This window comes from Acidimicrobiales bacterium, assembly GCA_033344915.1.
Lineage (GTDB): Bacteria > Actinomycetota > Acidimicrobiia > Acidimicrobiales > Aldehydirespiratoraceae > JAJRXC01.
Window position 1 is genome coordinate 739,248 of record JAWPML010000001.1, and the last position, 14,187, is coordinate 753,434.

The following is a 14,187-nucleotide window of genomic DNA, read 5'->3' on the forward strand; positions in this document are numbered from 1 at the left end:
CGGAGCTCACCATGACCATGCTCGACACCATCGACGACGCGATCGAAGCCTTCCGGCGCGGCGAGTTCCTCGTCGTGGTGGACGACGAGGACCGCGAGAACGAGGGCGACCTGATCATCGCGGCCGACGCGCTCAGCGAAGAGAAGATGGCGTGGATGGTCCGCCACACGAGCGGCGTGATCTGCGCCCCGATGACCGAGCAGCACGCGGATCGCCTCCAACTGCCGCTGATGGTCACCGAGAACACCGAAGCCCACCGCACCGCGTTCACCGTCACGATCGATCTCGTCGTCGGGAACTCCACCGGCATCTCGGCCGGCGACCGGGCCCGCACGGTCATGGCCCTCGCCGACCCGGACCGTTCACCCCGCGAGTTCAGCCGCCCCGGCCACATCTTCCCGTTGCGGGCCCGGCCCGGCGGCGTCCTCAAGCGGGCCGGCCACACCGAAGCCGCCGTCGACCTCTGTCGTCTGGCCGGCCGCCCCGAAGTCGCGGCGATCTGTGAGATGACGCACGACGACGGCACGATGATGCGACTCCCGGACTGTCGCGAGTTCGCCGACCACCACGGGCTCCGGCTGATCTCCATCGCCGATCTGATCCGGTTCCGCCGGCGCCGGGAGAAGCTCGTCGAGCACTTCGCCGCCGCCCGGGTGCCGACCAGCTACGGCGACTTCATGGCCCACGCGTATCGCTCGCTGCTCGACGACGAGGAGCATGTCGCCTACGTGATGGGCGACGTCGAAGGTGGGTCGCCGCCGCTCGTGCGTGTCCACTCGGAGTGTCTCACCGGCGACATCCTCGCGTCGCTGCGCTGTGACTGCGGTCCCCAGCTCCACAAGGCGTTGCAGACCATCGCCGAGGAAGGTCGCGGCGTGCTCGTGTACCTCCGGGGCCACGAGGGGCGCGGTATCGGCATCGGTCACAAGCTCCGGGCCTATGCGCTCCAGGACGACGGCATGGACACCATCGAGGCGAACGAGGCCCAGGGTCTGCCGATCGACTCACGGGAGTACGGCGTCGGCGCGAACATCCTCGCCGACCTCGGTGTCACGGCCATGCGCCTGATGACGAACAACCCGACGAAGCTGGGCGGCCTGGAGGGCTACGACCTCGAGATCACCGAGCGGGTGCCGATCGAGATCGACTCGAATCCCGAGAACGTCCGCTATCTGCAGACGAAGCGCGACCGCATGGGCCACACGCTGTCGAACGACGGCGCGTCCGAAGCCTGACCCGGCTCAGGCCTCGAGCGACGCGAGGTTCGGCGGAACGACCGCCGGTCGAACGGCGCGGCTCCAGCGCTGGGTGATGCACCGGTCCGCCATGCGGCCCGGCGACCACTGTCCCCAGATGCCGCCGACCGCGGCGTGGGTGCGGTCGGTCCAGGCGAGACAGTCCGGATCGGCGACCCGGCGCACGACCTGACGGACGCCGGCGGCGTGCACGACATAGCCGGCCCACACGCCGGGGAAGTCCTTGGTCGACCCGACCTCGGTGATGAGCGCCGTGTCGTGGTGGCGCACCCGATTGCGGTGCGTGTGGCCCGAGGAGATCAGGATGTCGGGGTTGGCGTCGAGCATCTGCGCCAGGGCACCGCGGGCCTCGCGCAGCGGCGTCCCGATCGGCCAGATGCGGGGGTAGTGGTGCGTCTCGAGATGGTGGTGCATGAAGACGAGCGCGGGCGTCGGGGTGTCGATGGCCGTGGCCACGTCGTCGATGCGGCGCCGGATGCGCCCCCACGTGCGCCCGGGGCAGGTCGTGTCGACGCCGACGATGCGGACGCCCTCGACATCGCGGTACTGGACCTCGGCCGGGAAGAGGCCGCGTCGTTGCAGCTCGGCCGTGGCGTCGAGCGACCGGGTGCGGCCGACGGTGTCGTGGTTGCCGGGGATCGCCATGACCGGGATGGGGATGTCGGCGAGCAGCTCGTCCACCAGCTCCCAGTGCTCGGGATAGCCGAGATCGGTGATGTCGCCCTTGAGGACGAGGAGGTCGGCGCCCCACTCGACGGCGGCGCGGGCCGCGGCCTTGGCGCAGCGAAGGGGGTACGCGTCGGCGGGCTGGGGGTGCTCGCGCATCTTGCGCACCAGGCCGAACCCCTCCTCACCCAGATGCAGATCACTGATGGTGGCGATGCGGAGGAGTTCGTCCCCCTCGATCGCCGGCTCGGTGTGGACGCCGCGACGACCGACCACGCGGCCGTCGACGGTGACGTCGATCGCGTGGGTCGTGGCGGGCCGGAGGCCGGTGATGTCCGCTGCGCCGGCGACGCCGCTCGCGCCGAGCACACGGTCCTCGCCGTCGATCACGACGCCGACCTCGCCGTCGGGCAGACCCCGCCAGATGAGCTGCGCGACGGTGTCCTCCACGGCGAAGACCTCGACGGTGTCGAGTCCGGTGAAAGGGAAGGTGGGGGCCACGCTCTGCTATCGGCGCGCCGCACGGGGATTCTGAGCGGTGGCGCCCTCAGAGTGTCGCGGACAATGGCGCCGATTCGCGGTCGCGTAGCGCGGCGTTGATCCGCTGCCGCTCCCGGTGCTGGGCGACCTGCTTGTCGCCCTGGGGAACCGGGTGGTCGTCGAGGAAGGCGGCGACGTCCGCGACCATCGCCGGTGTGTCGAGCGAGACGATGCCCTCCAGCAACCGGGCGATCGAGTTGCTCGGGAACGCGTCCTTGAGGTGGTCCCAGTGCTCGCACACGAACGACCACACGGCTTCGCCGGCCACGGGATTCGTGAGGGCGCGGCGCAGCACGAAGGGCCCGTCCTGGGAGCGCACATCGCCCCGGAGAATGTCGTCGAGCACGGAGAGCTCGGTGGTCGGCAGGTCGGCGAGAGCGCGGAGGTTGCGCTGCTCGGTCTGCGGATCGCCTGCGCCCTGCCAGGCCGCGCGGATCATCTCCTCGCTGCCTGCGTCGGTTCGGGCGACGACGTCGAGAGCGGCGGCCGCGAGGGTGGGGTCGGGATGGTCGAGCCGGGTGCGGCAGGCGGCCACGACGTCGGGGTCCCGGGCGACGGCGCCGAGCAGTCGGACCAGCGTGGCCCGGAGCTCGCGGGTGCGGTCGTCGTCGCCGTCGGTCGGGTCGAGCGCGATCCGGTCGAGCGCCGGGGTGGCGAGGTCCTGGATCCGGCGGGCCAGACGGTCTCGGGCGTCGCCCTCGACGAGCTCGTCGAGATGGGCGAAGCCGGCACTCAACGCCTGCCAGACCGTCAGGTCGCTCTCGCCCGCCATCGACTCGGCGAGTTCGATCCACGACACCGCGTCGCGTTCGCCGGCCACCACGAGCGCCCAGGCGTCGTCGACGAGTCCGTGTCGCTCCTCGGCGGTCCGCGCGCCGGGCCCGGTGATCGACGAGGCGACCCGGTAGAAGCCGGAGCCGTCCGCGTTGGCCGTGACCAGCTCACCGGGCACGGTGAGCAACACCGAATCCCGGTCGAGGAGCACGCGGTGTTCGGCGACGTCGCCGCCGTGGGCGACGCGCAGGCCGACGGGCACCACCCACGACCGCTCGTCGGCCGCCGCAGGATCGAGGGTGAACTGTCGCTGCCGCAGCTCGATGCCGTGCTCGCCGACCGCGGCGTCGATGACCGGATACCCGCCCTGGTAGATCCAGCCGTTCATCAGCGACCGGACGGGCTGCCCGCTCGTGTGTTCGAGCGCGTCCCAGAGGTCACTGGTCTCCGTGTTCGCGTAGGCGTGGGTGGCGAGATAGTGGCGCACGCCGTCGCGGAACGTGTCGGCGCCGAGGTGCTGTTCGAGCATGCGCACGACCGACGCACCCTTCTCGTAGGTCAGGACGTCGAACATCCCCTCCGCCTCCTCGGGCGTGACCACGGGGAACTCGATCGGTCGTGTGGTGGCGAGGGCATCGGTGTCGAAGGCGGCGGCCCGGGCGCGGCCGAAGGTGGTCCACACGTTCCAGTCCGGCCGATAGGCGTGGCTGCAGGAGGTCTCCATGAACGTGGCGAACGCCTCGTTGAGCCAGATGCCCTCCCACCACTGCATGGTCACGAGGTCGCCGAACCACATGTGGGCGAGTTCGTGGTTGATGACGTCGGCCGCCCGTTGCAGCTCCGGCTGGCTGGCGGTGGCCGGGTCGATGAGGAGCAGGACTTCGCGGAACGTGATGCAGCCGAGGTTCTCCATCGCCCCGAAGGCGAAGTCGGGGATCGCGAGGAGGTCGACCTTGTCGCCGGGGTAGGGGATCGCGTAGTAGTCGGCGAACCACTGGAGCGCGTGGACGGCCACATCGAGGGCGAAGTCGGTCAGGTGGCCCTGACCGGGACGATGGACGACCCGGACGGGGACGCCGCCGGCGTCGACGGCCTCGGTGACCTCGAGCGGGCCCACGACGAAGGCCACGAGGTAGGTCGACATGCGCATCGTCTCGGCGAAGGTGATCCGTCGGCGGCCGTCGGGATCGATGGTGTCGGCGACCTCGGCGCTGTTGGCGACGGCGAGGTGGTCCGGATCGACCACGAGGGTCGTGGCGAAGGTCGCCTTCCACGCCGGTTCGTCCCAACACGGGAAACAGCGGCGGGCATCGGTCGACTGGAACTGGGTGGTGGCGATCGTGTGCTCGGTGCCGTCGTCACTCGTGAACGTCGAGCGGTAGAAGCCACGGAGCCGGTCGTTGAGCGTGCCGCGGAACGCCACCACGACGCGGGCCGGCCCGGGCGACAGGTCCGCCGGCAGGGTCAGGTGGAGGCGCTCGGCCACGGCGTCGAGGCGGACATCCGGCGTGTGCTCCACGGCGGCGGCGCCCTCGCCGACGATCACCGATGCGCTGTCGATCTCCAGGTCGGCCGCATGGCAGACCAGTTCGTCCGTGCGCTCCATCAGTTCGACGTCGATGGTGACCGAACCCCGGAACGTGGCGGTGTCGATGTCCGGTTCGAGCACGAGGTCGTAGCGCTGGGGGACGACGTGGGTGGGCAGGCGCGGATCCGAGGACATCAACGAAATCTACATCGGACCGTAAAGCGAAATACACCCTTGTAATACGCAGATTCGCTTTGATGGAGGAAGCAGGTAGTCGACCGAAGGAGGAGTTCGGACATGCGGAGCCGAGATCGTCGTGAGGACGTGCAGCAATCGCTCGAACCCTTCCAGGACATCGAGTGGCCGGAGGCGGAGCTCGAGGTGGACGACGATGCGTTCGCCCGTGCCATCGCGCAGGGCCGAGGCGAAGAACTCGCCGCCTGACGGCGCGCACATGGGTCTCCCGGATCATCCCGGCGCGGGGTGAGACCGGTACAGTCGACGGGTTCCGGACCGCATTCCCCTTGGAGCCCCCGTGGAACCCACCCTGGACGTCGTCGGCGTCGGCAACGCCATCGTCGACGTGATCTCGACGGTCGACGACGACTTCATCACGACCCACTCGCTCAACAAGGGAGCGATGACGCTGATCGACGCCGACCGGGCCACGTCGCTGTATGCGGCGATGCCGCCCGGCATCGAAGCATCGGGTGGGTCGGCAGCGAACACGATGGCCGGCCTGGCGAGCCTCGGGAGCCGCGCGGCCTACCTGGGCAAGGTGCGTGACGACCAGCTCGGCGAGGTGTTCATCCACGATCTGCGCGCCGCCGGGGTCGGGTTCGACGTCGAGGCCGGCGGGGACGGCCCTCCGACGGCCCGCTGTCTGATCCAGGTGACACCGGACGCCGAACGGACGATGAACACGTTCCTCGGGATCTCCGCGTTCCTCAGCCCGGCCGACATCGACGACTCGCTGGTGGCGTCGGCCGCCATCACCTACTGCGAGGGCTATCTGTGGGACATGGACATCGCCAAGGAGGCGATCCGCGGCGCGATGGCGGTCGCCGCGGAGGCGGGTCGCACGGTCTCGCTCACGCTTTCCGACTCGTTCTGCGTGGATCGCCATCGTGACGAGTGGCTCGATCTACTCTCGGACAAGGTCGATCTCCTCTTCGCGAACGAGGCCGAGATCTGCTCACTGTTCGAGACCGACGACTTCGATGCCGCGGCCGACCAGATCGCACGGCTCGTCGACGTCTCGGCGCTGACCCGCTCCGCCGCAGGCTCTGTGGTGGTCGAGGGTGATGACCGCATCGTCGTTCCCGCCGCCTCGGTCGACAAGGTGGTCGACGCGACCGGGGCCGGCGACCTCTACGCGTCGGGTTTCCTCCACGGCCTCGCCAACGGCGCCGATCTGGCCCGCTGTGCGGAGCTCGGTGGCATCGCCGCCGCGGAGATCATCTCCCACATCGGGGCCCGGCCCCACGTGGCCCTGACGTCGCTCATCTGACGGCGCCGGTCACGGCGAGGTGAAGCGGGGGTCAGACCCCGGTGACGCGCGCTTGACGGGGCGATAATAACCGTTATCATGACAGCCGTGAACGCCGTGGCTCCTTCTGCACCGATCGCCGTCGTCGACCCCCCGGCCCACGACCCGCTGACGGACCGGCTGCTCGCGGCCGCCGTCGACCTGTTCATCGAGAAGGGGTTCGACAAGGCCGGAGTCGCCGCGATCGCCCGCCGCGCCGGTGTCACGACCGGTGCGATCTACTCCCGCTGGACCGGCAAGCAGGAGATGATGCTCGACGCGATCGGGCTCGTCATGCACGAACAGCTCGATCGGCTCCTCTCGGCCGGCACCAGCAGTCTCACGGACGTGCTGAGCGCCCTCGGGGCCGAACTCGTCGTGCGATCCGACACCGCCGACATCCTTCTCGCCGAAGCGCTCGTGATCGCCCGCCGTGACCCCGAGTTCCACACCATGCTGTCCCGCCGCCTGCTCGACCAGGAGCAGCGGCTCGCCGAGCTCTTCGAGGCGGGCAAACGCACCGGGGAGATCGACCCGGCGCTCCCGACCGACGCGATGGTGGCGTTGTGCCATGCCATAGCGATCGGGTTTGCGATGTTCGGATCCATTGATCGGGAGTTCCCTGCTGCCGATGGATGGAATGCCGTCATCGAACGGCTGATCACCGCCGCGCGACCACATCCCACACCAACGAATCCCACACGAACGAATGAGGACAACTGATGGCTGTCACCGACGCCAACGACATCGACCGGATCATGGAGATCTCGCAGGCCAACACCGATGCCTCCGAGCTCATCCACGCGGTGGAGGACAACGCCGACGCGATCTTCACCTGGGGCTACGACAAGGGCGAGCGGGCCAAGCTCGACAAGCTCTACGAGAAGGCGAAGACCTCCCAGTGGAACGGCCAGACCGATCTCGACTGGTCGATCGAGGTCGACCCCTACACTGCCCTCGATCTGAACCTCGAGCGCGGCCTGATGGGCGACTTCGACGATGACCCCTCCAGCCCCGTCTACCACTGGGGCGACAAGGAGTGGGAGGAGTTCGGCCTCCAGTCGATCAAGTGGCGCCTCAGCCAGTTCATGCACGGCGAGCAGGGTGCCCTGCTGTGCACGGCCAAGATCGTCGAGACGGTGCCGTGGATCGACGCGAAGTACTACGCCGCCACCCAGGTGGTCGACGAGGCCCGCCATGTCGAGGTCTTCGCCAAGTACCTCGACGAGAAGCTCGACGGCGGGTATCCGGTCAACCCGCACCTCGGCCTGCTGCTCGACGACATCATCAACGACAGCCGTTGGGACATGACCTATCTCGGCATGCAGATCATGGTCGAGGGTCTCGCCCTCGCCGCGTTCGGCTTCATGCACGACGTCACGACCGAGCCCCTGCTCAAGAAGCTGCTTCGCTACGTCATGAGCGACGAGGCCCGCCACGTCGCGTTCGGCGTCCTCAGCCTCCAGGAGGTCTACGCCGAGATGGACGCGGCGGACATCCGCGAGCGCCAGGAGTTCGCCTTCGAGGCGGCCCTGCGCATGCGGGACCGCTTCCTCCAGCAGGAGGTGTGGGAACACATGGGCGTCGACACCCGCAAGATGGTGGAGCAGCTGCTCAATGCCCCCGAGGAGTCGAAGGTCTTCCAGCGGATGCTGTTCTCGAAGATCGTGCCGAACTGTCGCAAGCTGGGGCTGCTCGACGCGGGTGACGCGTGGCTGCGGGACCGTTTCACCGAGATCGGGGTGATCGAGTTCGAGCACTTCGAGGACACCGGCGCGGAGTTCCTCGACTACGACCTCAACGACGGCTCCTACGGCGAGTCTGACGAGGCGGCTGTCGTCTCCTAGCCTCCCCGGCATGGGATACACCTGTTTCGAGATCGAGGAGAGCGACGGCGTCGCCCACGTACGCCTGTCGCGCCCCGACGCCTACAACACCATGATTCCGGCCTTCTGGTCGGAGCTGCCCGAGATCGTGGACGAGCTGTCCGATTCCGGTCGGGTCCGCGCCGTCGTCCTGTCGTCAACCGGCAAGCACTTCTGTGCCGGCATGGATCTCTCGGTCTTCGCCGGTGGTTCGGACGCCGTCGGCGGGGGCTCCGAACGCCGTGAGCTCGGACGGGAGCGGGCGGCGCTGCGGCTCAACGTGTTGCACCTCCAGCGGGCGTTCACCTCGTTCGAGGAGGCGCGCATGCCGGTGCTCGCCGCGATCCAGGGCGGATGCATCGGCGGTGGCGTCGACATGGTCACCGCGGCCGACTGCCGGTACGCGACCGAGGACGCCTTCTTCTGCATCCAGGAGATCAACATCGGCATGACCGCCGATGTCGGCACGCTCCAGCGGCTGCCCAAGCTCATCCCGGACGGGGTCGTCCGCGAACTCGCCTACACCGGCCGGCGCATGCCCGCGGCCGAAGCGCTGCAGCACGGCCTGGTCAACCAGGTGTTCGCCGACCAGGACGCGATGCTGTCCGGCGTGCACGAGATCGCCGCGGAGATCGCGTCGAAGTCGCCGTTGGCCATCCACGGCACGAAGGAGACGATCCTCTACACCCGCGACCACACGGTCGAGGACTCGCTGAAGTACATCGCCGCGTGGCAGACGGGGATGTTCCAGCCCACCGACATGGCCGAGTCGTTCACGGCGAAGGCCGAGGGACGTGACACCGACTTCGAGGACCTCGGCGCCATCCGGCGAGGTCTCTGATCGCCTCAGTCCTGGAGGGGCGGTCCGAACGTCAGGTCGAGATCGCCCAGCCTGACCAGCGTCGACGCGATCCATCCGCCGAGGGCGTTGAAGTCCTCGTCGAGCGCGGACCCGTCGACGAGGGCGCTCTCGTCGAGCTCGTAGACCCCCTCGTACGAGACCTCGATCGCGTACTCCGCTTCGTCGGGATCGCCGCCGTAGATCGACTCGACCGTCGGCCCGCTCCGGGTGAGTCGCTCGCCCCCCACATCGGGGCTCGTGACCGGTAGCACGGCGAGGACCGCCCGCGGTTCGGGTGACTCGAGGAGTCGTTGGACCCGGTAGGTGATCTCGACGTCGATGCGGGGTGGCTCCGTCAGCTCCTCGTCGACGTACCAGCTGCGGTACGCCGTCTGGGACCAGGTCGGCCAGCTACAGCCGACGTCGGCCTGGACGCGGGGTGGCAGCCCTTCGCCCGGCAGCCCGTAGCTCGTCGCCCAGGAGACATCGCCGAGCAGCACGTCGACCTGGAAGCGTTCCTCGAAGGCCTGCCGCTCGAGGCGGGAGAACTCGAACGCGTCTCGCAACGCCCCGATGGCGTCGGTGAAGACGTGGTCGAGCATGGGCGCACACTAGTAGCCGGCGTCGACGTCAACGGGCCCGAGCAGGTCGTCGCCCGCGATCCACCGCCGCACGTTCGCCTCGACCCGCGTCGCGAGCAGCGGCAGGCCCATCTCGGGCGTGTTGCCCACGTGCGGCGTGATCACGACATTGTCGTAGCCCCACAACGGATGCCCATCGGGCAACGGCTCGGGGTCGGTCACGTCGAGGACGGCGCCGCCGATCGTGCCCGCGTCCAGCGCGGCGAGCAGGTCGTCGTTGACCACGTGGGGACCGCGGCCGACGTTCAGCAGCCAGGCGTCGTCGGGCATGGCGGCGAGCAGTTCGGCGTCGACGATCCCGGTCGTCTCCGGGGTGAGCGCGAGGCACACGATCACGGCGTCCGCGTCCGCCACCGCATCGAACCGGTCGGCGGTGCGCACCGTGCGGGCCGCGCCGGGCACGGGATCGCCGGAGCGGCGTACGACCGTGGTCGTGCAGCCCCAGGGCTCGACCAGGCGCAGGAAGGCTTCCGCGAGGCCCCCGCCGCCGAGCAGGGTGATCCGGGCACCGAGGAGGTTCCGGCCCTTCTGCTCCGGCCAGCGCTCGGCCCGCACGTAGTCCGGGACGTTGCGGAAGGCCGTGAGGAGCGCCGCGAACATCCACTCCGCGCAGGCGTCGGCGTAGACGCCCTTGCCGCACGTCCACAGATGGTCGTGGTCGAGCTGGTCGACCATCGTCTCGATCCCGGCGTAGGGGAGCTGGATCCACCGGGCGTGGGGCGCCCGGTCGACATGGTCACGCAGCTCGGCACCGGCGGCCGGGTCCGCCCAGATGATCGCCTCCGCCTCCTCCGGGTCGACGACGGTGCCGCCACCGGATTCGACCGCGGCGACGAGGACGGCGTGCATTTCCGGCCGCGACGCCGGCACGACCGCGATGTGCTCGCGGGCCATCAGTCCACGCCGAATTGGCGGTCGCCCGCATCCCCGAGGCCGGGCACGATGAAGCCGACCTCGTTCAGGTGGCTGTCGATCGAGGCGGTCACATGGGCGTCGGCCGTTCCGGACTCGCGAAGCGCCTCGATCCCTTCCGGCGCGGAGAGCACGCACACCACCGTGATCCGGCCCGCGTTGGCGGCTCGGAGCGATGAACAGGCATGGATCGCCGATCCCGCGGTGGCGAGCATCGGGTCGAGGACCATGACCGGCTGACCCTGGAGATCCTCCGGAACGGTGTCGAGATAGACGTCCGGGAGCAGGGTCTCCTCGTTGCGCTTCAGGCCGATGAAGCCGGTCTGGGCCTCGGGGAGGACCTCCAGGGCCGCATCGAGCATGCCGAGCCCGGCCCGCAGCACGGGCACGAGGCGGGGCAGCGAGGTCTCGCTCTCGAGCTCGGTGCCGGTGGCCGGTCCCATCGGGGTGGTGATGTCCACCGATCGAACCGGGAGATCACGCGTTGCCTCGTAGGTGAGGTGGCGGCTGAGTTCGCGCAGCGCGGCCCGGAAGGCGGGCCGGTCCGTGCGCTCGTCGCGGAGGCGAGTGAGCGCCACGGCGGCGAGCGGATGGTCGACGACATGGACGTGCACGGCGTCGACTATGCCACGTCCTCGCCGCAGCGACGATCTAGGCGAGCACCCTGCGGACCTCGACCGAGGCCGCGTCCGCGTAGAGCGACTCGGCCAGGAGACGCACGTCGGTCGGGGTGGTCGAGAACAGGATGTCGAACTGGTCGTCCGGCAGCAGGATGTCGGCGTCCGGGAAGCGCACGCGGTTGAGGTTGACGTCGAGGAACAGACCGTTGTTCACGAAGCTGTACTCGTTCTCCAACACGGTGAACGCCCGTTCGAACTCGTCGGTCGTCGGGCCCGTCGTGGCGAGCTCCAGCAGCATCGCGTCCAGCGCGGCGTCGATCTCCTCGAGCCGCGCGGGGTCGCCGTCGACCTGGATGAAGGAGCCGACGCCACCCGGCCCGCCGTGCTCGACGAACAGTGACGCGTTGCCGCCATAGCTCGCCCCGAGTTCCTCCCGGATCACGTCGGTGATCCGGTTGGTGATGATGGTGGACAGCAGGGTGGCGGCCACCTGCGTCTCGGCGTCGAAGCGTCCCTCGACGAAGTCGAACCGGGTGATGCCGCCGTTGGCGGTGCCGTCGTTCAGCTCGATCTCGTCGTAGGCCGCCCCGGTGGGTGCCTCGATGCCGAGGTCGACCCACTGGTCCGCCGCGCCGGCGGGCAGGGTGCCGACATAGCGGGTGGCCAGGTCACGCGCCGCGGCCGCGTCGATGTCGCCGACGATGGAGACGCCGAGGTCGTCGACGGTGCCGAAGCGTGCCATGAAGACGTCCAGCAGTTGGTCGGCATCGAGCGCGTCGATCTCGCTCTGGGTGAGGAACGTGCTGACCCGGGGATCCTCGTCGCTGGCGAGGGCGATGAGGCGTTCGTTGGCCTGCACGTCGGGATTCGTGGCGAGGAACTCCAGCGCGGTCTCGCCCTGACGGCCGACCGAGCGGAGGGCGACGTCGTCGATGCGCGGCTCGGTCATCGTCAGGTGGATGAGGGCGAACAATTCCTCCGCGTCGCTCGTGGCCGCCGACCCGTAGGCGCCCTCGTAGATGTCCTCGATGGCGAAGCTGACCCCCAGGTCCAGGGGTTCGAGATAGCGGGCGAGCGTGGACGGATCGTGGGGCCCGACGCCGCTCTGGGCGATCGCGTTCACGGCGGCGGCGGCAATCGACGCGTCGGGATCGTCCAACGTGCTCCACCCACCGTCCGACTCCATCCAGACACTGAACTGGCCGGCCGAGATCTGGGTCTCCTGATGGGCGACCTGGGCACCGTTGGCGAACGTCCAGACGGTCACATCGCCGTTGAGCGTGCGGATGACGTCCTCGTCGACGATCTCGGCCGGGTCGGGTCGGTCCATCAGCTCGTCGATCGATTCGGTTTCCCCGGCCGCGGCGGCGGGTTGGGCATCCTCGAGAATCGTCCGCAGCTCGTCGGCGGTCGGGACCGATGCCTCGTCCGCCGCAACGGCGATCACGATCGGGCCGGATGCGCCGAGGATCCAGCGCCAGAAGTCCGTCAGTTCCTCGGCGGTCAGGGACTCGACCACGTCGCGCTGGCGCCGGATCCGGTTGTCGGCGTCGTCGAGGCTGCCGCCCTCCAGGAAGGCCACCATGAGCTCGGTCGCGAACTGGGCGTCCTGGGTCGACTCGAGGGTCGCGAGCTCGTCGTCGAGCCCGGCGACGAGCTGGGCCCGGGCCCGCGCGACATCGTCCTCGCTGAAGCCGGTGAGCGCGGCGGTCAGCAGCTGCGACTGGAACTGGTCGAGCAGAACGGCGAGGTCCGGGCCCTGCAGGTTCGTGCCGTAGTAGCGCAGGCCGCGGTTGATGGCGAAGGTGTCGAGGAAGGGCTCGAAGTCGGCGTCGATCTCGCCCCGCTGGAACGCCTCCTCGAGCCGGGTGCCGAGCATGAGCGCCACCGCCCGTTCGATCAAGGCCATGCGCTCGCCGCCGACCGTGTCGAGATCCCAGACGGGGAGCGGGATGTCGTAGGACAGATTGTCGTTGGCGTTGTCCGGGTGGGTGATGACATCGGTGACCGGCTCGGGGGAGAGCGCGACCTCGACATCGGCTCGCGTCGGGGAGTTGCCGCGGGCGGTGAGGCCCTCGAAACGCTCACGGACCTCCTCCTCGAGTCGGTCGAGCGACAGATCGCCGACGACGATGACCGCCATGTTGTCCGGCCGGTACCAGGCGTCGTAGAAGGCGCGCAGCGTGTCGGCCGTGGTTGCCTCCACCAGCGTGGGATCGCCCACCACGATGTGGCCTTCGTAGTCCGTGCCGGCGGTGTAGATCTCCTCGAAGCGGGTGAAGACGATGCCGTCGACGGACTCGCGGCCCTGACGCAGCTCGTCGCGGACGACACCGATCTCGGAGTCCACCTGCGACGGATCGATCGTCGCCTTGTCCGCCCACTCGGCCAGCACGTCGAGCGCGATCTCGGGCGCCTGAGGATCGAACAGGCTCGCGCCGAGGAAGTACACCGTCTCGTCGTAGCTCGTGTAGGCGTTGACATCCGCGCCGAAGCTGATGCCGAGGCGCTGGAGTTGTGCGGTCAACTCGTTGGCGGGGAACTGTTCGGTGCCGTTGAACAGCATGTGTTCGAGGAAGTGGGCGCTGCCGTCGTTGCCTACCGGCTGCTGCACCGAGCCGGCGTTGACCACGAGGCGCAGGTGCAGCGATCCGCCCGGGCTGTCGTTGCTGCGCAGCATCACCGTGAGCCCGTTGTCGAGCGTGATGATGCGATAGTCGCGGTCGACCGGCAGCGGGGTGTCGTCGGGATCCGGCGCGTCGGCCTCGGGAATGGTGACCGGGCCCGGCGGGACGTCCACCGGTTCGTCGGGTGGGTCGTCGGTGCCGGTCGGGTCCGGATCGCCGTCGTCGCCACCGTCGTCGCTCAGGAGGTCGTCGACGAGCTCCTCCGCCGCCGGATCGTCGGAGCACGCCGCCGCCACGAGGGCGAGGGCGAGGAGAACGGCAAGGGTGCGAGCAAAGGTGTGAGCAAGGAGAGGGATCCGCATTCGAGCGACCCTAGTGCGCGGCCCCGG

At 69.2% G+C, this 14,187-nt stretch carries 12 protein-coding genes; 6 read left to right on the forward strand and 6 right to left on the reverse strand.

What is annotated here, in order from left to right; all coding sequences use genetic code 11:
* The first annotated feature begins 11 nt into the window (after positions 1-11).
* On the forward strand, positions 12-1,235 hold the full coding sequence (locus R8F63_03565; GenBank protein ID MDW3217669.1) for a bifunctional 3,4-dihydroxy-2-butanone-4-phosphate synthase/GTP cyclohydrolase II: 1,224 nt from the start codon (positions 12-14) through the stop codon (positions 1,233-1,235).
* A gap of 6 nt (positions 1,236-1,241) precedes the next feature.
* On the opposite strand, the gene R8F63_03570 is transcribed toward R8F63_03565, so the two are convergent.
* Both R8F63_03570 and R8F63_03575 read right to left on the reverse strand, forming a co-directional pair.
* Complete coding sequence (locus R8F63_03570) at positions 1,242-2,423, reverse strand: metallophosphoesterase (GenBank protein MDW3217670.1); 1,182 nt, start codon at positions 2,421-2,423, stop codon at positions 1,242-1,244.
* Between the two features lie 46 nt (positions 2,424-2,469).
* Entirely contained in the window at positions 2,470-4,959 is a 2,490-nt protein-coding gene (locus tag R8F63_03575; GenBank protein ID MDW3217671.1) for a M1 family metallopeptidase, read from the reverse strand.
* A 102-nt stretch (positions 4,960-5,061) separates the two neighbouring features.
* On the opposite strand from R8F63_03575, the gene R8F63_03580 reads away from it, so the two are divergent.
* The 5 genes from R8F63_03580 to R8F63_03600 all read left to right on the forward strand — a co-directional run bounded on the left by R8F63_03580 (position 5,062) and on the right by R8F63_03600 (position 8,998).
* The gene (locus tag R8F63_03580) at positions 5,062-5,208 is read left to right on the forward strand and encodes a hypothetical protein (GenBank protein MDW3217672.1); all 147 of its coding nucleotides are present in this window, start codon (positions 5,062-5,064) and stop codon (positions 5,206-5,208) included.
* 91 nt (positions 5,209-5,299) lie between these two features.
* Positions 5,300-6,274, forward strand: a complete 975-nt coding sequence (locus R8F63_03585; GenBank protein MDW3217673.1) for an adenosine kinase — start codon at positions 5,300-5,302, stop codon at positions 6,272-6,274.
* Between the two features lie 87 nt (positions 6,275-6,361).
* Positions 6,362-7,015 (forward strand): TetR/AcrR family transcriptional regulator, encoded by a 654-nt coding sequence (locus R8F63_03590; GenBank protein ID MDW3217674.1) that lies wholly within the window; start codon positions 6,362-6,364, stop codon positions 7,013-7,015.
* A complete protein-coding gene (locus tag R8F63_03595) occupies positions 7,015-8,139 on the forward strand; it encodes a ferritin-like domain-containing protein (GenBank protein MDW3217675.1) in 1,125 nt (374 codons plus the stop codon). Before R8F63_03590 ends, R8F63_03595 begins: the two co-directional genes overlap by 1 nt.
* A gap of 10 nt (positions 8,140-8,149) precedes the next feature.
* Positions 8,150-8,998 (forward strand): crotonase/enoyl-CoA hydratase family protein, encoded by an 849-nt coding sequence (locus R8F63_03600; GenBank protein ID MDW3217676.1) that lies wholly within the window; start codon positions 8,150-8,152, stop codon positions 8,996-8,998.
* Positions 8,999-9,003: 5 nt separating this feature from the next.
* On the opposite strand, the gene R8F63_03605 is transcribed toward R8F63_03600, so the two are convergent.
* From R8F63_03605 to R8F63_03620, 4 genes are read right to left on the reverse strand one after another with little or no spacing between them, the layout of a single operon-like run.
* The gene (locus tag R8F63_03605; GenBank protein ID MDW3217677.1) at positions 9,004-9,600 is read right to left on the reverse strand and encodes a hypothetical protein; all 597 of its coding nucleotides are present in this window, start codon (positions 9,598-9,600) and stop codon (positions 9,004-9,006) included.
* Positions 9,601-9,609: 9 nt separating this feature from the next.
* A complete protein-coding gene (locus R8F63_03610) occupies positions 9,610-10,533 on the reverse strand; it encodes an NAD(P)-dependent oxidoreductase (protein MDW3217678.1) in 924 nt (307 codons plus the stop codon).
* Positions 10,533-11,165 (reverse strand): uracil phosphoribosyltransferase, encoded by a 633-nt coding sequence (upp, locus tag R8F63_03615; GenBank protein MDW3217679.1) that lies wholly within the window; start codon positions 11,163-11,165, stop codon positions 10,533-10,535. Before upp ends, R8F63_03610 begins: the two co-directional genes overlap by 1 nt.
* A gap of 37 nt (positions 11,166-11,202) precedes the next feature.
* Positions 11,203-14,160 carry an insulinase family protein gene (locus R8F63_03620; GenBank protein ID MDW3217680.1) on the reverse strand — a complete coding sequence of 986 codons (2,958 nt, stop codon included), beginning with the start codon at positions 14,158-14,160 and terminating at the stop codon, positions 11,203-11,205.
* Positions 14,161-14,187 lie beyond the last annotated feature (27 nt).

Bases quoted from the DNA above. Each gene is read 5' to 3' on its own strand.
- R8F63_03565 (MDW3217669.1), top strand. From the start codon at position 12: ATGACCATGCTCGACACCATCGACGACGCGATCGAAGCCTTCCGGCGC.
- R8F63_03575 (MDW3217671.1), bottom strand. From the start codon at position 4,959: ATGTCCTCGGATCCGCGCCTGCCCACCCACGTCGTCCCCCAGCGCTAC.
- R8F63_03580 (MDW3217672.1), top strand. From the start codon at position 5,062: ATGCGGAGCCGAGATCGTCGTGAGGACGTGCAGCAATCGCTCGAACCC.
- R8F63_03595 (MDW3217675.1), top strand. From the start codon at position 7,015: ATGGCTGTCACCGACGCCAACGACATCGACCGGATCATGGAGATCTCG.
- R8F63_03600 (MDW3217676.1), top strand. From the start codon at position 8,150: ATGGGATACACCTGTTTCGAGATCGAGGAGAGCGACGGCGTCGCCCAC.
- R8F63_03605 (MDW3217677.1), bottom strand. From the start codon at position 9,600: ATGCTCGACCACGTCTTCACCGACGCCATCGGGGCGTTGCGAGACGCG.
- R8F63_03610 (MDW3217678.1), bottom strand. From the start codon at position 10,533: ATGGCCCGCGAGCACATCGCGGTCGTGCCGGCGTCGCGGCCGGAAATG.
- R8F63_03620 (MDW3217680.1), bottom strand. From the start codon at position 14,160: ATGCGGATCCCTCTCCTTGCTCACACCTTTGCTCGCACCCTTGCCGTT.